The following is a 25,978-nucleotide window of genomic DNA, read 5'->3' as shown; positions in this document are numbered from 1 at the left end:
GTCATGTCTTATCTGCACCTTTTCGGGACCATGCTCTAGGTTTTGTTGCTGGCGCCCGCCAGTGCTCGCACAATTCCGCGCACTTGCCGTTCGGCGGCCGCAAATCCGCGTCCGGTATCGATGATGAAATGCGCCCGCAACCGCTTTTCAGCATCCGGTATCTGCTTGGCCAGTATGACGGCAAGCCACTCGGGCGTCATGCCCGGACGTTGCATCAAGCGCTCTTTTTGCACAGCTTCCGGCGCGGTGACGAGCGCCACAGCATCGACCTTTCGGTCCAAGCCCGTCTCAAACAGCAGGGGAACATCGAGAACGACGAGCCTTGCCCCCTCTTTTTGCGCTTTCGCCAGGAAGGCGGTGCGCCGCGCGGCCACCAGCGGATGGACGATCGCCTCGAGCCGAGTCAGCGCCGCCGGATCGTTGAGAAGCTGGGTGGAAAGAAGGCGCCGGTCGACAATGCCATCACGTGTGGTGCCCGGAAACGCCGCCTCGATCGCGGGTACGGCCACCCCCTGATAGAGCTCGTGGACGACGGCATCGGCGTCATGGACCGGGATCCCTTCCGCGCGGAACACCGCGGCGGTGGTCGATTTTCCCATGCCGATCGAGCCAGTGAGGCCTAGAATGAACATCAGCCCGCCGCCAAAATATCCGCCTCGACCAAGCCGCGTAGCTCCGCCGTGACGCAGGGTTTGACGCCGAACCATCGCTCGAACCCTGGTACCGCCTGGTGCAACAGCATGCCGATGCCGCAGACCGCCCGCAAACCACGCGCCCTTGCGGCTTGAATCAGCAAGGTTTCGAGCGGAACATAGACAATGTCGCTGACCACCGCATTTGCCCGCAACGGCGACAGGTCGACCTCGAGCGGGGGTTGCCCCTGCATCCCGAGCGAGGTGGTGTTGACCAGAATATCGGCGACTTTCAGCGCCGCCGGCAGATCGGAATGATCTACAACCTCGATCCCTGGCCCAAAATGGGCCGAGAGTTCGACCGCGTGCTGCTTGGTCCGGTTGACGAGAAATATGCGCTTCATTTTGCGTTGCCCAAGAGCATAAATAATGGCACGCGCCGCGCCGCCCGCGCCGATCACGACCGCGTTGCCGGGATTTGAATCCCAGCTTGGAGCATCCTGATCCAAGGCGCCAAGAAATCCCGCCGCATCCGTGTTGTCGCCGTAGAGTTTTCCCCCATTCATCCACAAGGTATTCACAGCTTCCAGACGCGCCGCTGTCTCGGTCCTGACATCGCAGAGTTCGAACGCCCTTTGCTTATGCGGCAAAGTGACATTTCCGCCGACAAATCCATTCCGTGCAAAATCGCGGAGGAACGCTTGAAAATCTTCTGGACTGACCGCAGCCCGCTCATAAGACCCTTCGATCTTGAGGCGATCCAACCAGAAATTATGGATCAAGGGCGAGCGCGAATGCGCAACCGGCCAGCCGATGACGCAGGCCCTTGGTTTGACGGACACCGCACCGCTCATGACAATAGGCTGCCTTCCTCGCGCAGAAATTTTAGGAGAGGCAATAAGGGGAGCCCCAAAATCGTCGCGTGATCGCCCTCGATCACCTCGAAGAGCTGGATGCCGAGGCCCTCCATTTGATAGCCTCCGACGCTCGCCAGCAGCGCTTCGCCGGCCTCGGCCACATAGGCCTCGATAAAGGCGCGGGAAAGCCGGCGGCAAGTGAGTCGGGCGATCAAAACCGTTTCGAACAGAACGGTATTCGCGCGTGCGATGCAACAAGCCGAATGAAGTTCATGGTCACGCCCGGACAAAGCCTCCAGTGTGGCCACAAGAGCCGCCTTGTCCGCCGCCTTGGTCAAAAGCCGGTTTTCGAGGCAGAGGGTTTGGTCCGCGCCGATGACAAGCCGTTCCCGCATCTTGGCACTGACGAACAAGGCCTTGGCGCGCGCAAGATGTAGCGCGATCTCCCCGGCGGTGGCGCCGGCTGCAAGAAGAGGCGTTTCCATGCCACGTTCATCGATTTTCGCTTCGAAAATTTCGAAAGGAATGCCGCTCGCAGCCAGTAGGCTCCGGCGCGCCGCGCTTTTCGAGGCGAGAACGACGGGAAATGGGCCACGCCATAGCTTGGTCATGATGTGGCTATGAATTTCAGCTGATGAACCTTGTAAAGATCGATGATCGCCGCAGCGGTTTCCTCGATCGAACGATGGGTTACATCGATCATGGGCCAGCCATGCGTCGCGCAAATCTTACGCGCCCTGGCGACTTCGCCCGCCACGAGGAGCCGGTCAACATAAGGCGAATCAGGACTGGCGTTCAGCGACAACAGGCGTTTCTCGCGAATCTGGACGATTCGCTCGGGGGAGGCCAACAGCCCCACGACAAGCGGATTGCGCAGGTTCAGGATTTGCTCCGGCAGCCGCACGTCCGGAACAAGCGGTATGTTGGCTGTCTTGATGCCGCGGTTGGCGAGATAAATGCTCGTGGGCGTCTTCGATGTCCGACTTACCCCGAGCAGAACGACATCGGCATCCTCAAAATTCTCGGTCTGCTGACCATCGTCATGCATCATCGTAAAGTTCAAGGCTTCGATCCGCCTGAAATAATCCGCATTGAGCATGTGCTGCGCGCCCGCCCGAGGCGTGGACGACGTCCCCACGTAGGATTGAAAGAGATTCAAAATCGGCTGCAACACCGACAGGCAAGGCAGGCCAATCTCTTTGCAGGCTTCTTCAAGTCGCTGCCCCAGTTCTTGCTCCACAAGGGTAAAAAGAACCATCCCGGGAGCCGCATCGACTTCGGAAATCGCCTTTTCCAGCTGAGCTCTGGTGCGCACAAAGGGATACACATGCTCGATGGAGCAGACGCCTTCGAATTGGGCCGAAACGGCACGGCTCGCCGCGATCAAGGTCTCGCCCGTCGCGTCGGAAATCAAATGCAAATGGAAATAATGCCGCCCCACAGCCGTTAGCGCCTCACCGCAATTCCGGTCCCGGAGACTTCTGGGGACAAAGGTGGATAAACGCCCCTCTGAACAGAAGGCAACTCATTTATGAGACGAAGATGGCAACAATTCTCCACCGCCATCCAAGGCTGGGCTATAGTTAAACTCGGCCTGTGAATGCCGGTGATAATACTTAAGCTTGTGGTTTTTAGGGACGCGCGAACGCCTATCCGCCTTAAATGATTAACGAAAAGTTAACGCCGTCAAACTGCGGGCCGGACTGTTTACATAGAGGATAAGCACAAAACGGAACGCCACATTGTGCGAACCGTCGAATGAGCCTAATCGGCTTGGCAATAAGACAAAGAAAACTTCTCTAAGAAGATTCTTTAATTTTAGAGGATTGCAATTTTGGAAGGGCTAAAGCGCCGTCAAGAAAAACAGTTCCTCAAGGTTATGGATGGCGAGGCATGCTTTCCACCTCCTGTTTGGCTGATGCGGCAAGCCGGGCGTTATCTGCCCGAATATCAAGAGATCCGGGCCAAAGCTCCGTCCTTTCTGGATTTTTGCTATACCCCCTCCCTTGCGGCCGAAGCGACCTTGCAACCTATTCGCCGTTTTGGATTCGATGCAGCCATTCTGTTCAGCGATATTCTGGTCATCCCGGATGCGCTTGGGCAAAAAGTCACTTTCGAGCCCAATGAAGGACCCAAGCTCGAACCGATTTTAACCTGGGAAGATTTTGCCAGGCTGAACGAGAATATTGATTCCAATCGGCTCGGGCCGATTTTTGAAACGATCGAGCGGGTCAAGCAGGGCCTTCCGGAAGAAACCGCGCTGATCGGTTTTTGTGGCGCGCCTTGGACGCTCGCTTCCTATATGATCGCCGGCAAGAGCACATCCGATCAGGCTCCGGCCCGCCTCTTCGCCTATCAGTACCCCGCCCTTTTTCAGCGGCTGATCGATAGGCTAGTTGCCGCTTCGATCGATTATCTATCCAGTCAAATCGAAGCGGGCGTCGACGCCGTGCAGATTTTCGATACCTGGGCCGGGGTCTTACCATTTGCCGAGTATGAGCAATGGTGCCTGGCGCCCATCAAAGCAATTGTCGCGGGCGTAAGACTTCGCCATGAAACCGCCCGCGTGATCGGCTTTCCAAAAGGGATCGGTCTGCAACTTGCTGATTTTGCCCGGCGGACGCGGCTCGATGCCTTGGGTCTCGACAGCAGCGTCGATCCACGTTGGGCGGCGCAAGCCCTCGATCGAACCTTGGTTTTGCAGGGGAACCTCGATCCCCTGGCCTTACTCGCGGGCGGTGGCGCCTTGGAAACAGCCACCCGGCAGATACTCGCGGCGTTTGAAGGTCGTCCACATATTTTCAACCTTGGTCATGGCATTTTGCCACAGACGCCGATCCATCATGTTGAGCTTATGCTCAATCTTATTCGTGAGAGCCCCGCTAAATGACCAATGCCTATCTGTGGATCAAGGTAATTCATATTCTGGCGATCATCTCGTGGATGGCCGGAATGCTCTATCTGCCGCGTCTCTTCGTCTATCACGCGCAAGCACCGCAGGGTTCGGCGCAGGCGGAAACCTTTGCCGTGATGGAACGCCGCCTCATGCGGGCGATCATGCTGCCGGCCATGCTCGTGACGTGGGCGACCGGCCTTATCCTTGTCGTCCCGGGCGGGTTTTTGCACGCCGGTTGGTTTCACGCCAAATTTGGGCTGGTAATTATCCTTTCGGCGCTGCATGGTTACTTCGCCGTGATCCGGAAGGATTTCACACGAAACACAAATCCGCATGGCGCTGGTTTTTTTCGCATCCTTAATGAAGGTCCAACGGTCCTGATGATAGGGATCGTGATACTGGTGGTTCTCAAACCGTTTTGATCACAACACGACCGCGTTTGAAGCATTTTGACTTGTCAAAGCATTTAAATTGGCTTATTTAAAATGTTCCCCTCTCATGAACTAACCTAGTTCTGGTGCTCCATCGCGCCGCCTTAGAGCGCTGCACCATTTTTCCAGAAGCCGGTTGCGCCAATCGGCTCCACTCCTTGCGCGACCGCACCGCGCCACCCTTCCAAGGACGTCCTTCCCATGCAGGAAATTAAACTGCAGGACTTGAAGCTCAAGTCGCCGACCGAATTACTCGCTTTCGCCGAAGAGCATGAAGTCGAGAACGCATCGATCATGCGCAAGCAAGAGCTGATGTTCGCGATTCTCAAGCAGCTGGCGAGCCGCGACATTGAGATCGTCGGTGAAGGCGTCATCGAGGTATTACAGGACGGCTTTGGGTTTTTGCGCTCGCCCGATGCCAATTATCTGGCGGGACCCGACGATATTTACGTGTCGCCCTCGCAAATTCGCCGCTTTGGTTTGCGGACTGGCGATACGGTTGAAGGCTTGATCCGAAGCCCAAAGGAAGGCGAACGCTATTTCGCGCTGCTCAAGGTCAACACGATCAATTTCGAAGATCCGGAAAAAATCCGGCACAAGGTTCACTTCGACAATCTGACGCCGCTTTATCCGGACGAGCGTCTTAAGCTCGAAGTCGACGATCCGACCAAAAAGGATTTGTCGGCGAGAGTAATCGATATTGTGGCGCCGATCGGCAAAGGCCAGCGCGCCCTGATCGTGGCTCCCCCGCGCACCGGCAAAACCGTGCTTTTGCAAAATATCGCGCAATCGGTCACGGCCAATCATCCCGAATGCTATCTGATTGTGCTGCTGATCGACGAGCGGCCGGAAGAAGTGACCGATATGCAAAGATCGGTTCACGGCGAAGTCGTGTCGTCGACGTTCGATGAGCCTGCGGTGCGACATGTCCAGGTCGCCGAAATGGTCATCGAGAAGGCCAAGCGGCTCGTCGAGCATGGCCGCGATGTCGTGATCCTTCTCGACTCGATCACCCGGCTCGGGCGCGCCTATAACACCGTGGTGCCCTCATCCGGCAAGGTCTTGACCGGTGGCGTCGATGCCAATGCGCTGCAGCGCCCCAAGCGCTTCTTTGGTGCGGCGCGCAACATCGAGGAAGGTGGATCGCTCACCATCATCGCGACCGCGCTGATCGATACCGGCTCGCGGATGGACGAAGTGATCTTCGAGGAATTCAAAGGCACCGGCAATTCCGAAATCATTCTCGACCGCAAGGTGGCCGACAAGCGGACATTCCCGGCCATCGACATCACCCGATCCGGCACCCGCAAGGAGGAATTGCTCGTGCCGTCGGATACGCTGAAGAAAATGTACGTGCTGCGGCGTATCCTGAACCCGATGGGTACGGTCGATGGCATCGAATTCCTGCTTGGAAAACTGCGGGAAACCCCAAAAGGTAACGCAGCGTTCTTCGAGTCGATGAACACGTAAAGAGGTAAATGGCCGTAAAAGTTTGGCGGTCCTTCGTGCTTCTACCGATGAGCTAAGGTGGTGACGCCGCCGCGCGGTTCTAAATCCGCTCCATCGACTCCAACGCCGCCGCGTGCTCGTTCGCGAGGGGGCGTTTGTGCAGACGCCGTTCCCAATCGAGCGCTTGGCTGATCATTGTCGAGAGATCGTCATACTTCGGCTTCCAGCCGAGCAATTCCCTGATCCGCTGCGAGTTGGCCACGAGCGAGGCCGGGTCACCCGGACGCCGTGCGGACAGCCGGACCTTGAAATCTGTTCCCGCCACCTGTTTGACGGCATTGACGACTTCGAGCACCGAAAGACCCCTGCCGTAGCCGCAATTGCAAATGAAACTTTCGCCGCCCTTTCTCAAATAGTCGAGCGCCGTGACATGGGCATCGACCAGATCGGTGACCTGAATAAAGTCACGGACGCAGGATCCGTCTCTCGTCGGATAATCGAGCCCGAAGATGTCGAGTCCTGGGCGATAGCCCAATGCCGCTTGCACCGCGACCTTGATGAGATGCGTCGCCTGCGGCGAAGACTGACCGAGCCGCCGTTTGGGGTCGGCCCCGGCAACGTTGAAATAGCGCAGGATCGCGAATTTCAATCCATGGGCCTTGGCGACATCTTGCAACATCCATTCGGTCATCAGCTTCGAGCGGCCGTAAGGATTGATCGGAGCAAGGGCCAGCGTCTCCGGGATCGGGTCGACCGTTGGCTCTCCATAGACCGCAGCGGTCGAAGAAAACACGAAATGCTTGATTTTGCCCGCGACCGCGCATTCCAAAAGGTTACGCGCCTTGGCGGTATTGTTGAGGTAATAGAGAAGCGGATCGGAGACCGATTCCGGCACTATGATCTTGGCCGCAAAATGCGCAATTGCGTCGATTTGATCCTCGGCAATGATCCGCCTGACGAGCGCCGTGTCGCCAAAATCACCGACGACGAGTTTTACGGATTCCGGAACCGCCCAGCGGAAGCCGGTAGACAAATCATCAAGGACAACCACTTTCTCGCCAATATCGAGCAAGGCGAGCACCATGTGACCGCCGATATACCCTGCTCCACCGGTTACTAAAACCGCCATGTGCGCTGCCTAAGCTGTCGAATGGAATTCCGAAAATGCGCTCTAGAGCATGTTCCGAAAAACTTGACCGACTTTTTCGATCGGAACATGCTCCAACTCGTTGAACTTGAGCGTTTCCTTTTTGATCAGATGACTCCATCCGATCGGGAAGCGCTCTAAGTTTGGACTACAAGAGCAGACCGCGTAGCGACCAGACGTTTGCTAACGCACCTTGGACCCTGTCCTGCCGCCAAATCGGACTGCAACAGAAGGAAATAACCGCCGTGAGCGGGAATGCACCAGGCTTTAAGAGAAGCAGCCTCGCTTTCCCGAGGTAGGAATTAGTCGATAATTTTATTATATTATTCCATATTTATCAAGTTTCTTGGCCGGGGATCCCGCGGGCTTGGCGTCCCGCACACGCTTGTCAATCCATTGGTTAAAGCTATCAAAGTTTCGGCCGGATTCCGACCTCATTTCAAAACAACTTTTAGTACAATAAATATTGCTCGTTGATGGTTCGTCCGAGTCGATCATTGTCCTCCACGAAAGAGGTGATGAATTCGTGCAGGCCGATCTTGAAAATCTCCTTCGTTGTTGCGTTGGCAAGCCGCGCCATCACCTCGTGGGCCTGTTTTTGGGAGGCTCCGGCGCTGCCATAGGCGGTCCCGATCGCATCCAGGAAATGGACGATATTATCGTAGCAAGCAATCAGGGATCGCGGCATCTCCTTCTTCAGGATTAGGAGATCGGCAATCAGCCACGGTTTGACGCTTTCCCTGTACACCCAATGATAGGCCGTGAGCGAGGATACGGCCCGCAGAATTGCCGACCATTGAAAATAGTCGAGGGAGCCCCCGACGGCCTCATGCTCCGGCAAGAGCACGTGATATTTAACGTCCAAAATCCGGGCGGTATTGTCGGCGCGCTCAATGTAGAGGCCGACCTTGGAAAACCAATAGGCGTCGTTGCGCAGCATGGTTCTGTCGACCGAACCGTCGTAATCAAGCGACGTCTTTTTGACCAGTTCGAAAAAACGCGACAGTTCCTCCCGGTTGTAGCGGCCCGAACCGCTATTGCCTGTCTCGAATCGTCCAAGCTCGATCCAGGCCCCGTTGATCGCCTCCCACATCTCGGAGGTCAACGCGGTGCGCACCGCCCGCGCATTGGCGCGAGCAAATTTCAGGCAATTGCAGATCGATGAGGGATTGTCGGGCGCGAAGGAAAGATAGTCGATGACGCTCGCTTCTTCCGCGGCACCTCTCGAAGCCCGGAAACCCTCAGCCGCGCCGGAGGATTCAAGAGCGCTTTCCCATTCGGTGCCGGTTCCCGAATAGCTCGCGGGCAAGGTCGCCAGGCGTTGCGCCGCCTTGATGATGCGGGCCAGGAAATCGGCGCGTTCAACATAGCGTGCGAGCCAATAAAGATTGTCCGCGGTGCGTGATAGCATTGCCTGCCTCTAACACATGAACCGCAAAAGGACCGGGGGCTTAGCCGCCAAAATCATGCGCGGGCTTACATCGCTGGGCCTTCGGATGGACGCATGCAAGTGGGGATGACTCCGGCAGGCTATCAGCGGATCATGTCACCTGAGTTTGGCTTTGCAAAGGCTGAACCTCATCAAAGATGGAATCTTCAACGATCCAAGTGTCCTTTGTCCCGCCGCCCTGACTGGAATTGACCACGAGCGAGTTTTCCTTCAGGGCCACGCGGGTCAAGCCGCCCGGCATCACCCGCACGCCGTTGGCGCTCGTTAGGACGAACGGCCGCAAATCGACATGACGCGAAGCGATGCCGGCGTCGAAGAAAGTCGGGCTTGTTGACAGCGCGAGAGTCGGCTGGGCGATGAAATTATCCGGATCCTGAGCGAGTTTTGCAGCGAAAAGCTCGCAGTCAGCCTTTGTTGCGTGCGGACCGACCAGCATGCCATAGCCGCCCGACCCGTTGACTTCCTTCACCACAAGTTCGGCGAGATGCTCCTGCACATAGCGCAAGGACTCGGGCTCGCGACAACGCCAGGTCGGCACATTTTTCAAAATGGCTTTTTCGCCGAGATAGAAATTGATGATCTCCGGCACATAGGTATAGATCGCCTTGTCGTCGGCGATGCCGGTGCCGACGGCATTGGCAATCGTCACATTGCCGGCCCGATAGGCGCGCATCAAGCCAGCGACACCGATCACCGACTCCGGTTTGAACACCTCCGGATCGAGGAAGCTGTCGTCGATCCGCCGGTAAATGACATCGACCCTTTTTGCGCCTTGTGTGGTGCGCATGTAGACGATCTCGTCCTCGACGAAAAGATCGCCGCCTTCGACGAGTTCCACCCCGAGCTTATCCGCCAGAAAGGAATGTTCGTAATAGGCGGAGTTGAAGCGCCCCGGAGTCATGACCACGGTTGTCGGCTCGCCGCCGGCCGGGGCAGGTGCTACCGACCGCAAGGACGCGAGCAAAGCGTCCGGATAATTCTCCACCGGCGCCACCCGATGTTCTGCGAACAGGTCCGGCGCTAGACGCATCATGACCTCGCGGTTCTCCAACATATAGGAGACGCCGGACGGGGTGCGGACGTTGTCCTCCAAAACGTAAAAATCATTTTCGCCGGTGCGGACCACATCGATGCCGGCGATATGAACGTAAATATCGTGCGGCACGTGCCAGCCGACCATTTCCGGCCGGAATTCGGCATTGCGCGCGACGAGGTCGGCCGGTATCCGGCCGGCCTTGATAATCTCCTGGGCGCCGTAAATATCGGCAAGAAACAGATTGAGGGCCTTCACCCTTTGCACAAGCCCGGCTTCGAGATGCGACCATTCCGAGCGCAGCATCATGCGGGGAATGATATCGAAGGGGATCAGCCGTTCGCCGCCGTTTTTCTCTTCCTCGCCATAGACCGCGAAGGTGATGCCGATGCGCCGAAACAACAATTCCGCTTGAGAGCGGCGCGAAGCCAAAACTTCGGCGGGCGTTGCCGCCAGCCAACTTGCGACCTTGCTATAGACCGGCCGAATGGCGCCGTCGCTCAACGTCATTTCATCGAAACAGCGGGACTTTGGCGGTTGCCCGGATCGCGTTTCGGGCCAGGGGGCGGAGGCTTTGCCTTGTTCGACAATGTGATTTTGCATGGGACCACGCGAAATGAGAGGGCCAAGCGAATAAAGTCGAACCAGCGGTCAGGGGGCTAACCGATGGGCCTCAAGCAGGGCCTGAACGGGCGGGCGCGTTCAATGGATAAGCAAGCATTTATTATGCCAGATAGAGCGCGCGAGAGCTAGGAAATAGAGGGATTTGCGGCAATAGCAGACACTTTGCCGCGCAGCCCGGCATATCTCTAATTCCCCATCGCGCCGCGAGTTGCGAACCACGCCCCGCTCACACGGCGCTCCAGTCCGCGTGCGAAAAGGCACAATAGCCTTGGGCCCAAACGAGCGCCCGCAACTTTTGCCGATGCCCGCCTGTAATTGTCGGCAGCGAGACTGGAACGGACGAATTGTCGGCCGGCGCTCGTTTACTCCCCGCCGGTTAGGCGGTCATCAGCTTAGATGGAGAATTTCATGTTCAGATTTCGCAATGCTGTTTTTGCCGCGTCCGTGGCCTTTGCCGCGCTGGGCGGCACCGCGCTTTCCCCCGCCTTCGCGGAAATGACCGTGGAAGTCGGCGGCGCACCCATGTATCCCTCCAAAAATATCATTGAGAATGCCGTCAATTCCAAGGACCACACGACACTTGTGGCTGCCGTCAAGGCAGCGGGTCTCGTCGACACTTTGCAAAGCGATGGACCCTTCACCGTGTTCGCGCCGGTGAACAAGGCTTTCGACAAGCTTCCCAAGGGCACCGTTGAGTCCCTCCTGAAGCCTGAAAACAAAAGCAAGCTCGCCGCAGTGTTGACCTATCACGTCCTTCCCGGAAAGGTCTCCGCGGCAGACTTCGTCGCGGCGGTCAAGGACGGTGGCGGCAAGGCCATGTTCAAAACGGTCGAAGGCGACGAGCTGACCGTGATGCAAAGCGGCCGCCGGCTCGAAATCATCGATTCCAAGGGCGACAAATCATTCGTGACCATCGCCGACGTCAACCAGAAGAACGGCGTCATCCACGTTATCGATATGGTGCTCTTGCCGAAGAGCTGAAGGCGCTGAACGGGCTGGATCATTCCAGCAGGAATGGTCCGGCCTGCCCCTCTGGAGGTTCATGTCATGGCTTCGCCTGCGGCAACTGCCGGCGCCCTCGCCCGGCGTCCCCTCATTCACCCGCTGATCGTTCGGGTCACGCATTGGATCAACGCGGCGGCGATCATCATCATGGTCATGAGCGGATTGGAGATCCACAATGCCTATCCGACCCTGCCTTTCAAGGTCTCGCGCGCGATCACGCTTGGCGGCTGGCTCGGCGGCGCGACGCAATGGCATTTCGCGGCCATGTGGGTGCTGATGACCAGCGGCCTCATTTATGTGGCGTATGGATTCGGTTCGGGACGATTCAAACGCAAGTTCTGGCCGATCCGTCCCTCTGACGTCGTCGCCGATATAAGGGCGGCTGTTTCGAGACGGCTCTCACATGATGATCTGTCGATCTATAATTCCGTGCAAAGGCTTCTTTATAGCGGCGTCATCCTTGCGGGGTTTGTCGCAATTCTGACCGGACTGGCGATCTGGAAACCGGTGCAGTTTCAACTTCTCGCCAATATGTTTGGGGATTTCGACCAGGCCCGGATCATCCATTTTCTGGCGATGTGCGCGATCGCTCTGTTTCTCGTCATTCACGTCGTGATGGCCGTGGCCGTTCCGAAAAGTCTTCGGGCGATGATCGGCGGACGGTAAGTTTTTGGGAGCAACAAATGTTCGGGAAAACCCGCCCGCGCGACAAGGATGCCGAGACAATTATGAAGGAAGTCGCGCGGCGTCTCGATATGCCGAATCGCAGATTGTTCATCCGCAACGCTGTTGGCCTTGGTTCGCTGACGCTGCTTTCGGGCTGCGATGTTGTCGATGGCTTTTCGGCCGAGCGAATGCTTCGGACCATGTCCGACTTCAACGACAAGGTGCAGGCGCTTCTGTTCGATCCGAACAAGCTCGCGCGCGAATACCCGGAAAGCGCAATCACCCGGCCTTTCCCCTTCAATGCCTATTACTCGGAGGACAAAGCCCCCATTATCGATCCAGCGGATTTTCATCTCGACATCACCGGGTTGGCCGAAAACAACAAACCCTGGACGCTCGATGAACTATACGCATTGCCGAGGTTCACGCAGATCACCCGGCATATCTGCATCGAGGGCTGGAGCGCGATCGGCAAATGGACCGGTGTGCGCTTTTCGGAGTTTCTGGCGCGGATCAGTGCCGACACTAGCGCCAAATATGTGACCTTCCGTTGCGACGACAATTTCGTCACGAGCATCGACATGCCGACGGCGCTTCATCCGCAGACACAGCTGACCTTTTGGTTCGACGGAGAGGTATTGCCGCGCAAATATGGGTTCCCGATGAAGCTACGAATTCCAACCAAGCTCGGCTTCAAGAATCCGAAACATATCGGGGAGATCGAGATCGGCAATGATTTTAACGGCGGCTATTGGGAGACCTACGGCTATAATTGGTTCAGCGGGCTTTGAGTTTGTGGAAGAGCCCGCGCGATTAACTCACGCGCTTTTCGGAAAGCGCCGGAGTCCGCTGTTTCAGTGAATCGTAGATCGGCGGTTCGCGCAGCATGGTCGCCACCGCCATCGCCGAGAAGCAGGCCGCCAGCATCGGCAGGAGAAGCCGGGAATTATCGGTCATCTCGGTGACCAAAATCATGCCGGTCAGCGGCGCCCGCACGGCGGCGGTAAACAAGGCGGCCATGCCGACCAGCGCAAACGATACCGCATGAGAAGTGGAGTCGACCCCGCCGGGATCGAACAGCCCGCCGAACAAATATCCCATTTGCGCCCCTAACGCGAGAAGAGGGGCGAACAATCCTCCAGGTGTTCCGGCGGCGTAGGAGGCGGCCCCCAGCACCAGGCGAAGCACATAAATGAGCGGGAGCAGCGCAAGCGTCTCGGCACCATTCAGCGTTTGCTGCGTAAGGAGATCGCCGCCTCCCGGGAGGCCCGGTGCAAACCAGGCTAGCGCGCCGACTGCCGCCCCAACGATGGCCGCGCGCAGTTCGACCGGCCACGCCCCGAGTCGGTCCGCAATCGAAAGCGCGCCCAGAAGCACGCGATTATAGACAGTCCCAAGCAGTCCTGCGACGACGCCCAAGGCGATGCACAAAAGATTATCGATCGGGGCCGGATAGGGGATGTTCGCGACGGCAAAGTCGGGCGCTGGACCGGTGAGTAAGCGTACGACCATGATCGCGCTGCCGGATGCTCCGAGCGCGGCGATGGCGTTGCGGGTTTCAAAGCGTCGAATGAGTTCTTCCAGGACGAAGGCAGACCCGGCAAAGGGTGCGTTGAACGCGGCCGCGAGACCGGCACCGGCGCCCGCCGCAAGCAATGACCGGCAGTCGGCGAGGTTTCGACCGAAAATCCGGCCAAGACGTTCCGCGAGGGTTGCGCCCATTTGCACGCAGGGACCTTCGCGGCCCAGCGCAAGGCCAGCGCCGATCGCCAAAAGGCCCCCGAAGAATTTGACGGGAATCAGAATGAAAGGAGCCGGCGGCAGTTCGCCGCCCAACACCGCCTCGACGTGCGGAATGCCACTCCCCGCGGCGTTCTGACTGAAACGATGCACCAGCCAGGCGCTGAAGCCGGCAGCCGTCGCCGCGCCAACGATCATCAGCGTGCAGCCAAGAAGCGGCCGATCCGCCAACCAGCCGGGTAAAGCGAGGCGAAGCTGGTCGGCCTGTACGAGCGCCAGCCGGAAAAGTCCGCAAATCAACCCTGCTCCTGCCCCCGCGAGACCCGACAGCAAGGCCAGCGGAACCAGGCCCGGACCGATCAAGAGCCGCTGCGCCAGTTCGAAACGGGGGCGGATCGATGCAAGCGGGGCTTCGGACTTGTCCTGATCCAGCCCATCTTCGCCCGGCTCATCGGGTTCCCACGGACCTCTGCTCATAAAGTCCGATTCGATGGTCAGGTCGTTCGGCCCCCCTATCAAAATGAGATCTTCGACATCGTCGCGACGAATCACGACAAGGTCTCGCCGATGATCCAGGGCAAAGCTCGTCACAGCGCCAAGTCGCCCCGAAGGAACCGGGACGTGAAGCTTGCGGCGGGCCCTGCGCCGATAGATCAGCGTAATAAGCGCCAGGGCGAGGAGAAGCGCGGTCCCCATTCCTGCAAAGAGGAAAAGGACGTCGACTGGCATGGGAGACGGCTCATGCGGCAATATGAAAAGCCTCGATGGTCGATCGAGCCCCAAGCAAACGGCTGAAGGAAACCGGAGCCGTTCCTGTTGAGATGGACCGACGCTTTGGTCTACGAGACAATCAGATCGTCCGATTGGAGGGATTGCGTCAAGAGCAGGTTGACCGTTCAGCTTGGTCCTTGTGACCAAGCCTAGAGCGCTTTTCGATCAGATGGAATCATCTGATCGAAAAGGAATCGCTCAAGTTCAACGAGCTGGAGCATGTTCTGATCGAAAAAGTCGGTCAACTTTTTCGGAACATGCTCTAGATTGCGGTCGAGAGATAAAGAAGACACCCCGAAACGGTTGTGGCGGCTGGATGCGTGCTGCCCTTGGCGGCGACGTGAAAATCCCCGGCCGACATTGCTAAGTCGCCCATGATCAGATCGCCTTCGAGGACAAGACACTCTTCATAGCCCTTGTCGTGGGCATGCGATTCATAGGTCGCTCCGGGCAAGGCACGGATGAGAATTGAGCGCCGCTTCTCGACGCTGTCTTCGAATAGCACCGTATAAGTTATGCCGGGCGACATCTCGATCCAGACCCCGCTGCCGGCGCGCCGCGTCAAGGTGCCTTGAAATTCCTTGGCCTCGGCGTCAACCGAGGCGATAATCGCGTCGAAAAGCCCGGAGGGAAGGGGGTGCTCGCCGGCCGCAAGATCGAGAGCGACAAATTTTTCCTGCCAAAGGTTCACCCTGGCTTTCAGGGCCGCATCGTTTTCAAGCCGAGACTCGATTACGGAGCGCTCGACACCGCGCGCAATGCCCAGCACATAATCGGCGGCGGTCTGGTCGAGATCCTCGGACATTATTTTCCCATGCAAACGGCGAGCTCACGCACCGCACGATGAACCCAGGACTTCACACTTCCCAGGGGGGCATCCATTTGGACAGCGAGTTCCTCATAGCTCAACCCATGAAGGTAAATAAGGGTTACGCATTTTCGGTATTTTTCACTTAACTTTTTCAGACATTGCCGTACATCGGCTGCAGTGACCGGATCATAACCGGAGGATGCTTCAACCGCTGCCATTACGCCATTCTCGTCGAGCGATGACGAAGGCGGAGGGGCGGCGGCGATCCGGCTCAAGGCGCAATTGCGGGTCACCACGGCCATCCACGCAATAGCATTACCTTTGGAAGCATCGAAAAGATGCGCCTTCTGCCAAATTCTTGTCATCGCCTCTTGCAGGGCATCCTGCGCCAGCTCGCGGTCCCGCATCAGGCGCATACAAATCGCAAAGAGGATCGGTCCGGATTTGTCGTAAAGGGCTCGAAATGCCGAGCGGTCGCCTGAAGCTACCGCTTCCAGCAGGCAACACAATTCTTTGTTTGGCTCGGGACGGACCGAATGACCTGGTGCCATAAGGCCGTTTCCACCTGAAAAACCCGGCGCGAAGCCTTGGCTTTGTTTAACAGTTTGGCGGCGGTGCGGCTAGGGGGGTGATCCGCCGCCAGCTCGGCCATGGCACCGCCGCCATTGCATGACGTGCATCGGCAGCGATTGAGCGTTATAATGAAAGCTATGGCACATAATCTTGGTCCAGACTTGTTAAGCCGTGCTTGGCACCAAATGGCGAAGTTCGCCGCGCTTTCTATTCTGGCGGCAATCGCCCTGATGGGGACCGCGGGCGAGCAGCCGGCGTTGGCGCAGGGCGATCCGTTCGGCTGGTTCGAGCAGCTTTTCCGGCCCCCTCAAGCCAGGGTGGCGCGGCCGCGGCCGGAAATGCGCCGGACCGCGCCGCAACCGCGTGTGGCGCGGCCAAAGCCAAGTCGTCCCGCGAGCGAAAGGCCGGTTGCCAAGGCGCCCGCGACACCGGCTGTCGCGCCTACCTTTTTCGTCGCCGTGCTGGGCGACGGCCTGGGGCAGATGCTCGGCCAGGGGCTGACCGAGGCGTTTGAAAACCGGCCGGAAGTCGCCATTCTGCGCAAGGCGCGCGACAGTTCGGGGCTTGTGCGCGACGATTTCTACGATTGGACCAAGGCCGCGCAGGATCTGCTCGCCAGCGGGGAGAAGATCGATTTCGCGGTCATGATGATCGGCAGCAACGACCGGCAAAGCTTGCGCGACGCCGCGGGCGCCTATGAGCCGCGCTCGCCCGAGTGGAAGGCCGCTTATGTGCAGCGGATCGAAACCATTGCGGCGATGTTCCGGGACAAGAAAATCCCGCTCATCTGGGTCGGTCTGCCGATTCTGAAGAGCGACCGCCTTTCCGCCGATGCGCTGGCCTTCAATGAATTCTATCATGATTACGCAGAGAAGGCGGGCGCCACTTATATCGATGTCTGGGAAGCGTTTGCCGATGAGAACGGGCAGTACAGCGCGGTTGGTCCCGACATCAACGGCCAGACCGTGAAGTTGCGCGCTGCCGACGGCGTCCATTTCACCAAAGCCGGCGCGCGCAAGCTCGCGCATTTTGTCGAACCCGAAATCCGACGCAAGCTCGAAGAAGTGTTTCCAAAGATCGAACCGGGCATGACTCCGGATATCGCCACAAACCCGGCCAATGGCTCGACATCGGAGGAAACGCCGGCGAACGTATCGGCATTGCCAGGCGAAGCACCGCCGCCGCGCGTCAAACCCGTTGCCGGACCGGTCCTGCCGCTGACGGGCCCTGCACTATCGCCGGGCGGCGAACTCGCCACGCGGGTGACGACCGCCGGGTCCACCCCGACCGACGCGCAGAGATTGATCGACCAGACCTTGCAGCAAGGCAAACCGCTGCCGCCCAAACCGGGCCGAGCGGATGATTTCTCCTGGCCGCGCGCCGACGCACCCGCATCAAAATAGGAATGCCGCGGTTCGGCGACGTCGCCGCCCAAAAAAAAACAAAAAAATCGTTACCTCGCCCGTTTGCAACGGAACAAACCGCACAGCTGTTGCGTTCTCAGTCGAACACTCTGAATTGCAGTTTTCGAACGGGGACGCCAAAATAATGTTCAAAGTTTCTACGACTCACTTGTTTGCCGTGGCTGGCATTGCGACTCTTCTTGCCACCGGCGCGCAGGCTTTCGACGGCGGTTCGCCCGCAGGCCTCGTCAACCGCCAAATTCAGCCGGTCAATCTGCCAACCGATCTTCGGCGCGATGTTCAGCCGACCCGGACCTTGGTCGATGATCCCACTGGCGAACGGGCCGGCACGATCACGATCGACAGCAAGAACCGCTATCTTTATCTGTCGATGGAAGGCGGCCGCGCGATGCGCTACGACGTCGGCGTTGGCCGGGAAGGCTTTGCTTGGTCGGGCCGCGCCTATATTGGCCGGCGCGCCGAATGGCCGACCTGGAACCCGCCCGCCGCCATGTTGAAGCGCCGGCCGGAACTGCCCCGTGTGATGGTTGGCGGCCTTGCCAATCCGCTCGGCGCCCGCGCCATGTATCTCTATAACGGCCACGGCGATACGATGTTTCGTATCCATGGCACCAACGAGCCCAATACCATTGGCCACGCGGTGTCCTCCGGCTGCATCCGCCTTCTAAATGAGGATATCGTCGATCTTTACCAAAGGGTGAAGGTCGGTGCCACGGTCGTGGTCCTCTGATAGAGTGCTCGTTTCAGGAGAGCGGAAGACCGGTTTGGCACGTTGCCAAACCGGTTTTTTTTTGTTTCAATAAATCGGTCTTTTTGTTTCAAGAGGTGAACAAGGTCCATATCAAGCGAGTTGTTGTTTTTGCGATTTATTGAGAAAATGATGCGTCTTTTCGTCAGGAAAAAACGAAGTCGAGTCTCACATGTGTGCAAAACAAATCAGCAAGACCGCAAGGCGCGGGGCCGGCCTCATGCTGTCCTTCGCTCTTCTCATACCGGCGGCTCCGGCCTTTGCACAATGGCGAAACTATTCCGGCTATGAGACCTATCCGGCGTATCCGGCTTATTCCAATCGGGGCTATTCCGATCCCTACTCAGCCTATCCGGCGGATCCGCCACCGGCACGCCGGTATCGCGGCCGTCCCTATGCCTATGGCGAACCGCTCTATGAGGATCCCTATGCGCGGCAAAGGCGCGGCGGCGAATATTCCGATCGCGGCGATCCCGAGGTCAGCGTCAACCTCAGGCAAAAAACCGCCGGGGTCGTAAAAAATCCGACCAGCGAGTCGCCGGGGACCATCGTCATCGATACCCGCTCGCGCTATTTGTATTTGGTTCAGTCCGATGGATCCGCGATTCAATATGGCATCGGCGTCGGACGCCAGGGGTTTGAGTGGAGAGGCATCGCGCGGGTCGGCCGCAAATCCGAATGGCCGCGCTGGATTCCGCCTAAGGAAATGCTGCAGCGGCGCCCCGATCTTCCTGAGCAGATGGAGGGCGGGCTCGAAAATCCGCTCGGCGCCCGGGCGCTCTATCTGTTCAAAGGCGACAAGGACACGCTGTTTCGCATCCACGGCACCAATGAACCGGATTCGATCGGCAAGGCCGTGTCGTCCGGCTGCATCCGGATGATGAACGCCGATGTGATGGATCTCTATGAGCGCGTCGGCGTGGGGACAAAAGTCGTGGTGATGTAGAAGCCTCTATCTCGGCAACAGACTCGAGCCCATCAGGAAAGCATCGACGGCGTGTGCCGTCTGGCGGCCTTCGCGGATTGCCCAGACCACCAGGGATTGGCCGCGCCGCATGTCGCCGCAGGCGAACACCTTCGCAACCGAGGTCTTGTAGTGCGTCTGGTCGGCGGCGACATTGCCACGCTGATCGAAGGCGACGCCGAGATCGTGCAAAAGCCCTTCATGCAGGGGTGAAACGAAGCCCATGGCAAGCAGGACGAGATCGGCCTTGAGCTCGAAGGTGGTGCCGGGAATTTCCTTCAGGTTCGAGTCGAGCCGCACGCAAACGAGCTTATTGACCACGCCGTCCTTGCCGCGCAATTCCTTCGTGAGGACGGAGAAGTCCCGGTGTGCGCCTTCTTCCTGCGAAGAAGAGGTGCGCATCTTCATTGGCCAATTCGGCCAGGTTAGAAGCTTATCTTCCTTGTCCGGCGGCCGCGGCAAAATTTCAAGCTGAGTCACCGACAGCGCACCCTGGCGAATTGCAGTTCCGATGCAATCCGAACCTGTATCGCCGCCGCCGATGACGATGGCATGCTTGGCGCCGGCCAGGATCGGCTCGTTGCTGTGGATCGGCTCATTCCCGATCCGCCGATTTTGCTGCGGCAGGTAATCCATGGCAAAATGCACGCCCGCAAGATCGCGGCCCGGAACCGGAAGATCGCGCGGCTTTTCCGCGCCTCCGGCCAGGACGACCGCATCATAGCCGTCCACCAAATCGGCGGCGCTAATGTCGATGCCGACATTCACATTGTTATGGAAATGCACGCCCTCCGCCCGCATCTGGGCAACGCGCCGGTCGATCAGATGCTTTTCCATTTTGAAGTCGGGAATGCCATAGCGAAGCAAACCGCCGGGCTTGGCATGTTTCTCGAAAAGATGGACCTCGTGCCCGGCGCGCGCGAGCTGCTGGGAACAAGCAAGCCCCGCCGGCCCCGAACCGACCACCGCGATCTTCTTGCCCGTCTTGGTGTCGGCGGGTTCGGGTTTCACCCAGCCGTTCGCCCAGGCACGGTCGACGATCGCGCATTCAATCGTTTTGATGGTGACCGGACTGTCGTCAATGTTCAATGTGCAGGCGGCTTCGCAGGGCGCCGGACAAATGCGGCCGGTAAACTCGGGGAAGTTGTTGGTCGAATGAAGATTGCGAGAAGCCTCTTCCCAATCGCTCCGGTAGACGAGGTCGTTCCAGTCCGGAATCTGATTATTGACGGGGCAACCAGTGTGGCAAAACGGAATGCCGCAGTCCATGCAGCGCGCGGCCTGATCCTTGGTTGCTTCCTCCGACAGAGGAATCATGAATTCCTTGTAGTGACGAATCCGGTCGGACGCCGGTGCATAGCGCCGGTCGCGCCGGTCAATTTCAAGGAACCCCGTAACCTTGCCCATGCCTTCTCATCATCCTCGAACAATCAAGCCTACACAGCCGCCCCTCCGTTGCGGAGGTCCTGAGCCTTGCGCATACACCCGCGCTTGTCGCGCGTCCAAACCTTAAGACCGTGATCGCTCAAAAACGCTCATGGTCCCTGTCTTCTGTTCCGCTCTATGGGTCAAGCTGACGCGCGGCGCCTAGCCCGGCTTTGGATTAGGGCCCCGCTGTCACGAAAACACCTTGGTCACCCTTGGCGATGAGTTCGGCGAGAGCACGGCGGTACTCGACCGGCATTACCTTGCGGAATTTCGGCTTATACTCGTCCCACTGTTCAAGGATGTGTCGGGCCCGTGTCGAGCCGGTATAGCGGGCATGGTTGGAGATCAGCTGGTGCAGCCGTTCCGCGTCGAAACGGGTCATATCGCCCATGACGTCGACGCGGCCGTGGAAATCGAGGTCGCCGCCATGATGATATTTTTCGAGCATCAACTCTTCTTCTTCGGCGACCGGTTCTAGGTCGACCATCGCGAGATTGCAGCGCTCGGCGAATTTCCCGTCTTCATCGAGGACATAGGCGATGCCGCCCGACATGCCGGCGGCGAAATTGCGGCCCGTCTCACCAATCACGACGACGATGCCGCCGGTCATATATTCGCAGCCATGATCGCCGGCGCCTTCGACAACCGCGATCGCACCGGAATTGCGGACCGCGAACCGCTCGCCAGCGACGCCGCGAAAATAGCATTCACCGGCAATCGCGCCGTAAAGCGCAGTATTCCCGATGATGATCGATTTCTCGGGCAAGATCTGGCTGGAGGCGGGGGGATAAACGATGATCTTCCCCCCCGAAAGTCCCTTGCCGACGTAGTCGTTTGCCTGCCCCTCGAGTTCGATCGTGACCCCGGCGGCGAGCCAGGCGCCGAAACTTTGTCCCGCCGTGCCCTTGGCGGAGATATGGATCGTATCCTCGGGCAGGCCGGCATGGCCATAGCGGCGCGCAATCATTCCGGACAACATGGCGCCGGTAGTCCGGTCTGTATTGTTGATGGCCGTTTCGATTTTCACCCGCGCCCCGGTTTCGATCGAGGCTGTCGCGGCCGCGATCAATTTGCGGTCAAGCACCTTCTCAAGCCCATGATCCTGGCGGGTCGAATGGAAGATCGTCTCTCCTGGCGCGGCAACGGGCTTATGGAACAGCTTGGAGAAATCCAGCCCGCGCGCCTTCCAATGCGCGAGCGCCTGTTGCTTGTCGAGCATTTGCATCTGCCCGATCATCTCGTTGAAGCTGCGATAGCCCATCTCGGCCATCAGACGGCGGACTTCCTCGGCAACAAAGAAAAAGAAATTGATGACATGCTCGGGCTGGCCGGTGAAGCGCTTGCGCAACACAGGGTCCTGAGTCGCGATGCCGACCGGGCAGGTGTTCAGATGGCACTTGCGCATCATGATGCAGCCGGCAGCGATCAACGGCGCCGTCGCAAAGCCGAATTCGTCGGCACCAAGAAGCGCGCCAACCACGACGTCGCGGCCGGTGCGGATGCCGCCATCGACCTGCACGGCGATCCGCGAGCGCAGCCTGTTCAAGACCAAGGTCTGTTGGGTTTCGGAGAGTCCTATTTCCCAAGGGTCGCCGGCGTGCTTGATCGAAGTCAGGGGCGAAGCGCCGGTGCCGCCCTCGAAACCCGAAATCGTCACATGATCCGACCGGCCCTTGGAGACCCCCGCGGCGACGGTTCCGACACCAGCTTCGGAGACGAGTTTGACCGAGACATCGGCGTCCGGGTTGACGTTTTTCAGATCGAAAACGAGCTGCGCCAGATCCTCGATTGAATAGATGTCATGATGCGGCGGCGGCGAGATGAGGCCGACGCCCTGCGTCGAATGCCGGACCTTGGCAATGACGGCGTCGACTTTGTGCCCCGGCAATTGGCCACCTTCACCGGGCTTGGCACCCTGCGCCATCTTGATCTGCATCATGTCGGAATTGACCAAATATTCCGTGGTCGCACCGAATCGACCAGAGGCGACCTGCTTGATCGCCGAACGCATCGAATCGCCATTGGGTAGAGGTTTGTAGCGGTCGGATTCCTCGCCGCCCTCGCCCGTGTTCGATTTGCCGCCGATCCGGTTCATCGCAATCGCGAGCGTCGTATGCGCTTCGCGCGAGATCGAGCCATAGGACATGGCCCCGGTCGAAAAACGCTTGACGATCGCCGCAGCCGATTCGACCGCCTCGATCGGCACCGGCGCGCGGCCATCTTCCGACGCCGATTTGATGCGGAACAGACTGCGGATCGTCAGGGGCCGGTCGGTCTCATCGTTCAGCAAGGAAGCATAGGCACGATAATCGGATTCATTATTGGCGCGCACGGCGTGCTGAAGCAGGGAGACGGATTGCGGCGACCAGGAATGCGCTTCACCCCGCAGGCGGAAGGCGTAGTCGCCACCGACATCGAGCGCATGGCGATAGAGCGGAGCGTTGCCGAAAGCCTCCCTGTGGCGGCGGACGGTCTCTTCCGCGATCTCGGTCAGACCGGCGCCGCCGATCATGGAAGGCGTCCCGGTAAAATAACGCGCGACGAAATCATCGGCGAGACCGACCGCATCGAAAATCTGCGCGCCGCAATAGGATTGATATGTCGAAATACCCATTTTCGACATGACCTTCAGCAATCCCTTGTCGATCGATTTGATGTAGCGCTTGCACGCCTCGTAGCCGTCGATTTCCTCGGGGAAATCGTCAGCCATCGCTGCGAGCGTTTCGAAGGCAAGATAAGGATTGATGGCTTCTGCCCCATATCCCGCCAGCAATGCAAAATGATGGACTTCCCGTGCGTCGCCGGTTTCGACGACGAGGCCGACCGAGGTGCGGAGACCCTTGCGGATCAAATGATGATGTACGGCGGCGGTCGCAAGCAGAGCCGGGATCGGAATGCGATCGGCTCCGGTCAGGCGATCGGACAGGATAATGATGTTGAACCCGCTGCTGACGGCACGGTCCGACCGCTCGCAAAGCCGTTCCAAGGCTTCGGGCATGCCCTCGGCGCCGTTCTCCGACGGATAGGTGATGTCGAGCGTCTTGGTGTCGAACGATTCTTCGAAATGTCCGATCGACCGGATTTTCTCAAGATCGCCATTGGTGAGAATAGGCTGACGAACCTCAAGGCGCTTTTTCTTCGAGTTGCCTTCGTGATCGAGAATATTGGGGCGCGGTCCGATAAAGGAGACGAGGCTCATGACCAATTCCTCGCGGATCGGATCGATCGGCGGATTGGTCACCTGCGCAAAGTGCTGCTTGAAATAGGTGTAGAGAAGCTTCGACTGTGTCGACAGCGCCGAAATCGGCGTGTCGGTGCCCATCGAGCCAACCGCTTCTTGCCCCGTCACCGCCATCGGCGGCAACAGCAGCGAAAGATCTTCCTGGCTGTAGCCGAACGCCTGCTGGCGATCCAAAAGCGAGACGTCGGAGCGCGGCGAACGCGGATGAACCGCCAGATCCATGTCTTCGAGTACGATCTGGGTGTGTTTCAGCCATTCGGCATAGGGATGTGACGCGGCCAGCGCGTTCTTGATTTCGTCGTCCGAGATGATGCGGCCCTGCTCCAAATCGACGAGCAGCATTTTGCCTGGCTGCAGCCGCCATTTGGTGAGGATCCGGTCTTCGGCGATCGGCAACACGCCGGCTTCCGAAGCCAGCACGACGAGCCCGTCGCGGGTCACGAGGTAGCGCGCCGGCCGCAGGCCATTGCGATCGAGAGTGGCACCGATCTGACGGCCATCGGTGAAGGCGACGGCGGCGGGTCCGTCCCACGGCTCCATCATCGCGGCATGATATTCGTAGAAGGAGCGGCGCGCCTCATCCATCAGCGGATTGCCAGCCCAGGCTTCCGGAATCAGCATCATCATCGCGTGGCAGAGCGAATACCCGCCCTGCACAAGAAATTCGAGGGCATTGTCGAAACAAGCGGTATCCGATTGCCCTTCATAGGAGATCGGCCAGAGCTTGCTGATGTCATTGCCGAACAGGCCGGAGGCAACGGAGGCTTGCCGCGCGGCCATCCAATTGACGTTGCCGCGCAGCGTGTTGATCTCGCCATTATGTGCGACAAGGCGATAGGGGTGCGCGCGCGACCAGGTCGGAAATGTGTTGGTCGAAAACCGCTGATGCACGAGGGCGAGCGCCGACTCGAAGGTGGGATCGGCGAGATCCTTGAAATAGACGCCGAGCTTGGCGGCCAGCAGCAGCCCCTTGTAGACAATGGTGCGCGAGGAAAGCGAGACGGGATAGAAGCCCGCGGTGCGCGGGTCGCGCAAATCATAGACGGCGTTCGAAATCACCTTGCGCAAAACAAAAAGCCGGCGCTCGAAGATATTTTGATCCGAAACGCCCGGGCCGCGCTGGATAAAAATCTGGCGGCTGAACGGTTCGGCCGGCTTGATGCTCTCGCCGAGGCAGGAAGAGTCGACCGGCGTGTCGCGCCAGCCAAGAAAGATCTGTCCTTCTTCCGCGACCACTTTTTCAATAATGGTTTCGGCGATGCGGCGGCCTTCCGGGTCGCGCGGCAGGAAGAAGGCGCCGACGGCATATTCGCCCGGCGCCGGCAGAACGAAACCGAGTTCGCTTGCCTTGCCGGCAAAAAAGCGATGCGGGATCTGGACCAGCATTCCACAGCCATCGCCGGCCTGCGGATCGGCGCCGACAGCGCCGCGATGATCGAGATTGAGCAAAATCTCGAGCCCCATCGTAATCATTTCATGCGATTTACGATTGTGCATGTCGGCGACGAAGCCGACTCCGCACGCGTCATGCTCATACTCGGGCGAATAAAGACCTTGGGCAGGCGGCAGGCCAGGGTCGAGGTGGATTGGGCCGGGGATCTTGTCGGTCATCTCTCAGCCTCCATCAAAAAGCGGTTGTCGCCGGGAAATAGCGTGCCGCAGCTTGTTTTTTGGGCTTTGCCTTCCGGCAAAACCGATTTTTGCGCGCGCTGATTATGCTCTAAGCAGCGCTGGCCATTCTGGCAAGAACCGAGCCACGCGGTCAGGTCCCGCCGGCTCCTACCCCCATCGCGCGCGCTTGGCGTCGGATCGGCTGCGCCTATTCGCATTAAACCTTGAGACGTTCGATGCGCGCAGAAAAACCGAAGCGGCGGCGGGAATGTGTGCCCCCTTAAAATGGTCAGCAACACTGTCCTAAGCAAGTAACATTGCAGATTCCAGCGTCCATAACAAGCGCCGGGCGCAAACATTTCCGGCGCTCGACTCGGCCCCCCAGTTGGAGCTCCAGCGGCGACGGGCAGCGCATTGCGAGGCCCCGTTAAATAAGCCACAACCTTTGACGGGCAGGTTAGGGGGGCCGGGGAGCAC

At 58.7% G+C, this 25,978-nt stretch carries 22 protein-coding genes; 9 read left to right on the top strand and 13 right to left on the bottom strand.

Annotated features, from left to right (window positions below; all coding sequences use genetic code 11):
- Positions 1–35 precede the first annotated feature (35 nt).
- From CU048_09430 to CU048_09415, 4 genes are read right to left on the bottom strand one after another with little or no spacing between them, the layout of a single operon-like run.
- The gene (locus CU048_09430) at positions 36–632 is read right to left on the bottom strand and encodes a dephospho-CoA kinase (GenBank protein ID QBR71465.1); all 597 of its coding nucleotides are present in this window, start codon (positions 630–632) and stop codon (positions 36–38) included.
- Positions 632–1,486 carry a shikimate dehydrogenase gene (locus tag CU048_09425; GenBank protein QBR71464.1) on the bottom strand — a complete coding sequence of 285 codons (855 nt, stop codon included), beginning with the start codon at positions 1,484–1,486 and terminating at the stop codon, positions 632–634. The genes CU048_09430 and CU048_09425 overlap by 1 nt, the downstream gene beginning before the upstream one ends.
- Positions 1,483–2,100, bottom strand: coding sequence for a septum formation inhibitor Maf (locus tag CU048_09420; GenBank protein ID QBR71463.1), 618 nt, complete (start codon positions 2,098–2,100; stop codon positions 1,483–1,485). Before CU048_09420 ends, CU048_09425 begins: the two co-directional genes overlap by 4 nt.
- Positions 2,097–2,930, bottom strand: a complete 834-nt coding sequence (locus CU048_09415; protein ID QBR71462.1) for a phosphoenolpyruvate synthase regulatory protein — start codon at positions 2,928–2,930, stop codon at positions 2,097–2,099. Before CU048_09415 ends, CU048_09420 begins: the two co-directional genes overlap by 4 nt.
- 438 nt (positions 2,931–3,368) lie before the next feature.
- Here CU048_09415 and CU048_09410 point away from each other — a divergent pair, with 438 nt between their 5' ends.
- The 3 genes from CU048_09410 (at position 3,369) to rho (ending at position 6,286) form a co-directional block, all read left to right on the top strand.
- Entirely contained in the window at positions 3,369–4,379 is a 1,011-nt protein-coding gene (locus CU048_09410) for a uroporphyrinogen decarboxylase (GenBank protein QBR72808.1), read from the top strand.
- Positions 4,376–4,807, top strand: coding sequence for a protoporphyrinogen oxidase HemJ (locus CU048_09405; protein ID QBR71461.1), 432 nt, complete (start codon positions 4,376–4,378; stop codon positions 4,805–4,807). The genes CU048_09410 and CU048_09405 overlap by 4 nt, the downstream gene beginning before the upstream one ends.
- A gap of 210 nt (positions 4,808–5,017) precedes the next feature.
- On the top strand, positions 5,018–6,286 hold the full coding sequence (gene rho / locus CU048_09400) for a transcription termination factor Rho (GenBank protein QBR71460.1): 1,269 nt from the start codon (positions 5,018–5,020) through the stop codon (positions 6,284–6,286).
- A gap of 79 nt (positions 6,287–6,365) precedes the next feature.
- Here rho and galE read toward each other — a convergent pair whose 3' ends face one another.
- From galE to CU048_09385, 3 genes are all read right to left on the bottom strand, one after another.
- On the bottom strand, positions 6,366–7,394 hold the full coding sequence (galE, locus tag CU048_09395; GenBank protein QBR71459.1) for a UDP-glucose 4-epimerase GalE: 1,029 nt from the start codon (positions 7,392–7,394) through the stop codon (positions 6,366–6,368).
- 469 nt (positions 7,395–7,863) lie between these two features.
- Positions 7,864–8,823, bottom strand: coding sequence for a hypothetical protein (locus CU048_09390; GenBank protein QBR71458.1), 960 nt, complete (start codon positions 8,821–8,823; stop codon positions 7,864–7,866).
- Positions 8,824–8,953: 130 nt separating this feature from the next.
- Entirely contained in the window at positions 8,954–10,405 is a 1,452-nt protein-coding gene (locus CU048_09385; protein ID QBR72807.1) for a hypothetical protein, read from the bottom strand.
- 522 nt (positions 10,406–10,927) lie between these two features.
- On the opposite strand from CU048_09385, the gene CU048_09380 reads away from it, so the two are divergent.
- The 3 genes from CU048_09380 to CU048_09370 all read left to right on the top strand — a co-directional run bounded on the left by CU048_09380 (position 10,928) and on the right by CU048_09370 (position 12,981).
- The gene (locus CU048_09380) at positions 10,928–11,500 is read left to right on the top strand and encodes a fasciclin (GenBank protein QBR72806.1); all 573 of its coding nucleotides are present in this window, start codon (positions 10,928–10,930) and stop codon (positions 11,498–11,500) included.
- 66 nt (positions 11,501–11,566) lie between these two features.
- A complete protein-coding gene (locus CU048_09375; GenBank protein QBR72805.1) occupies positions 11,567–12,190 on the top strand; it encodes a thioredoxin reductase in 624 nt (207 codons plus the stop codon).
- Between the two features lie 17 nt (positions 12,191–12,207).
- Entirely contained in the window at positions 12,208–12,981 is a 774-nt protein-coding gene (locus tag CU048_09370) for a molybdopterin-binding protein (GenBank protein ID QBR71457.1), read from the top strand.
- Positions 12,982–13,003: 22 nt separating this feature from the next.
- Here CU048_09370 and CU048_09365 read toward each other — a convergent pair whose 3' ends face one another.
- The 3 genes from CU048_09365 to CU048_09355 all read right to left on the bottom strand — a co-directional run bounded on the left by CU048_09365 (position 13,004) and on the right by CU048_09355 (position 16,063).
- Positions 13,004–14,407 (bottom strand): ClC family H(+)/Cl(-) exchange transporter, encoded by a 1,404-nt coding sequence (locus CU048_09365; protein QBR72804.1) that lies wholly within the window; start codon positions 14,405–14,407, stop codon positions 13,004–13,006.
- A gap of 556 nt (positions 14,408–14,963) precedes the next feature.
- Positions 14,964–15,506, bottom strand: a complete 543-nt coding sequence (locus tag CU048_09360; protein ID QBR71456.1) for a hypothetical protein — start codon at positions 15,504–15,506, stop codon at positions 14,964–14,966.
- Complete coding sequence (locus CU048_09355; GenBank protein ID QBR71455.1) at positions 15,506–16,063, bottom strand: RNA polymerase subunit sigma; 558 nt, start codon at positions 16,061–16,063, stop codon at positions 15,506–15,508. Before CU048_09355 ends, CU048_09360 begins: the two co-directional genes overlap by 1 nt.
- 99 nt (positions 16,064–16,162) lie before the next feature.
- On the opposite strand from CU048_09355, the gene CU048_09350 reads away from it, so the two are divergent.
- The 3 genes from CU048_09350 to CU048_09340 all read left to right on the top strand — a co-directional run bounded on the left by CU048_09350 (position 16,163) and on the right by CU048_09340 (position 19,203).
- Complete coding sequence (locus CU048_09350; protein ID QBR71454.1) at positions 16,163–17,488, top strand: DUF459 domain-containing protein; 1,326 nt, start codon at positions 16,163–16,165, stop codon at positions 17,486–17,488.
- Between the two features lie 145 nt (positions 17,489–17,633).
- Positions 17,634–18,239, top strand: a complete 606-nt coding sequence (locus tag CU048_09345; GenBank protein ID QBR71453.1) for a L,D-transpeptidase — start codon at positions 17,634–17,636, stop codon at positions 18,237–18,239.
- 238 nt (positions 18,240–18,477) lie between these two features.
- The gene (locus CU048_09340) at positions 18,478–19,203 is read left to right on the top strand and encodes a L,D-transpeptidase (GenBank protein ID QBR72803.1); all 726 of its coding nucleotides are present in this window, start codon (positions 18,478–18,480) and stop codon (positions 19,201–19,203) included.
- 6 nt (positions 19,204–19,209) lie between these two features.
- Here CU048_09340 and gltD read toward each other — a convergent pair whose 3' ends face one another.
- From gltD to CU048_09325, 3 genes are all read right to left on the bottom strand, one after another.
- Entirely contained in the window at positions 19,210–20,628 is a 1,419-nt protein-coding gene (gltD, locus tag CU048_09335) for a glutamate synthase (protein ID QBR71452.1), read from the bottom strand.
- 196 nt (positions 20,629–20,824) lie between these two features.
- A complete protein-coding gene (locus CU048_09330; GenBank protein QBR71451.1) occupies positions 20,825–25,501 on the bottom strand; it encodes a glutamate synthase large subunit in 4,677 nt (1,558 codons plus the stop codon).
- Positions 25,498–25,719: a hypothetical protein gene (locus tag CU048_09325; GenBank protein QBR71450.1), complete on the bottom strand. Its 222-nt coding sequence runs from the start codon at positions 25,717–25,719 to the stop codon at positions 25,498–25,500. The genes CU048_09330 and CU048_09325 overlap by 4 nt, the downstream gene beginning before the upstream one ends.
- Between the last annotated feature and the right edge of the window lie 259 nt (positions 25,720–25,978).

The sequence above is a fragment of the Beijerinckiaceae bacterium genome (genome assembly GCA_004564215.1).
Taxonomy (GTDB): Bacteria; Pseudomonadota; Alphaproteobacteria; order Rhizobiales; family Beijerinckiaceae; genus Methylocapsa.
This window is presented reverse-complemented; position numbering and strand designations above follow the sequence as displayed.

Bases quoted from the DNA above. Each gene is read 5' to 3' on its own strand.
- CU048_09325 (QBR71450.1), bottom strand. From the start codon at position 25,719: ATGCGAATAGGCGCAGCCGATCCGACGCCAAGCGCGCGCGATGGGGGT.
- gltD (QBR71452.1), bottom strand. From the start codon at position 20,628: ATGGGCAAGGTTACGGGGTTCCTTGAAATTGACCGGCGCGACCGGCGC.
- CU048_09360 (QBR71456.1), bottom strand. From the start codon at position 15,506: ATGTCCGAGGATCTCGACCAGACCGCCGCCGATTATGTGCTGGGCATT.
- CU048_09380 (QBR72806.1), top strand. From the start codon at position 10,928: ATGTTCAGATTTCGCAATGCTGTTTTTGCCGCGTCCGTGGCCTTTGCC.
- CU048_09410 (QBR72808.1), top strand. From the start codon at position 3,369: ATGGATGGCGAGGCATGCTTTCCACCTCCTGTTTGGCTGATGCGGCAA.
- CU048_09425 (QBR71464.1), bottom strand. From the start codon at position 1,486: ATGAGCGGTGCGGTGTCCGTCAAACCAAGGGCCTGCGTCATCGGCTGG.
- CU048_09330 (QBR71451.1), bottom strand. From the start codon at position 25,501: ATGACCGACAAGATCCCCGGCCCAATCCACCTCGACCCTGGCCTGCCG.
- CU048_09345 (QBR71453.1), top strand. From the start codon at position 17,634: ATGTTCAAAGTTTCTACGACTCACTTGTTTGCCGTGGCTGGCATTGCG.
- CU048_09390 (QBR71458.1), bottom strand. From the start codon at position 8,823: ATGCTATCACGCACCGCGGACAATCTTTATTGGCTCGCACGCTATGTT.
- CU048_09370 (QBR71457.1), top strand. From the start codon at position 12,208: ATGTTCGGGAAAACCCGCCCGCGCGACAAGGATGCCGAGACAATTATG.
- CU048_09385 (QBR72807.1), bottom strand. From the start codon at position 10,405: ATGACGTTGAGCGACGGCGCCATTCGGCCGGTCTATAGCAAGGTCGCA.
- CU048_09430 (QBR71465.1), bottom strand. From the start codon at position 632: ATGTTCATTCTAGGCCTCACTGGCTCGATCGGCATGGGAAAATCGACC.
- CU048_09340 (QBR72803.1), top strand. From the start codon at position 18,478: ATGCTGTCCTTCGCTCTTCTCATACCGGCGGCTCCGGCCTTTGCACAA.
- CU048_09350 (QBR71454.1), top strand. From the start codon at position 16,163: ATGGCACCGCCGCCATTGCATGACGTGCATCGGCAGCGATTGAGCGTT.
- CU048_09375 (QBR72805.1), top strand. From the start codon at position 11,567: ATGGCTTCGCCTGCGGCAACTGCCGGCGCCCTCGCCCGGCGTCCCCTC.
- galE (QBR71459.1), bottom strand. From the start codon at position 7,394: ATGGCGGTTTTAGTAACCGGTGGAGCAGGGTATATCGGCGGTCACATG.
- CU048_09405 (QBR71461.1), top strand. From the start codon at position 4,376: ATGACCAATGCCTATCTGTGGATCAAGGTAATTCATATTCTGGCGATC.
- rho (QBR71460.1), top strand. From the start codon at position 5,018: ATGCAGGAAATTAAACTGCAGGACTTGAAGCTCAAGTCGCCGACCGAA.
- CU048_09355 (QBR71455.1), bottom strand. From the start codon at position 16,063: ATGGCACCAGGTCATTCGGTCCGTCCCGAGCCAAACAAAGAATTGTGT.
- CU048_09420 (QBR71463.1), bottom strand. From the start codon at position 2,100: ATGACCAAGCTATGGCGTGGCCCATTTCCCGTCGTTCTCGCCTCGAAA.
- CU048_09365 (QBR72804.1), bottom strand. From the start codon at position 14,407: ATGAGCAGAGGTCCGTGGGAACCCGATGAGCCGGGCGAAGATGGGCTG.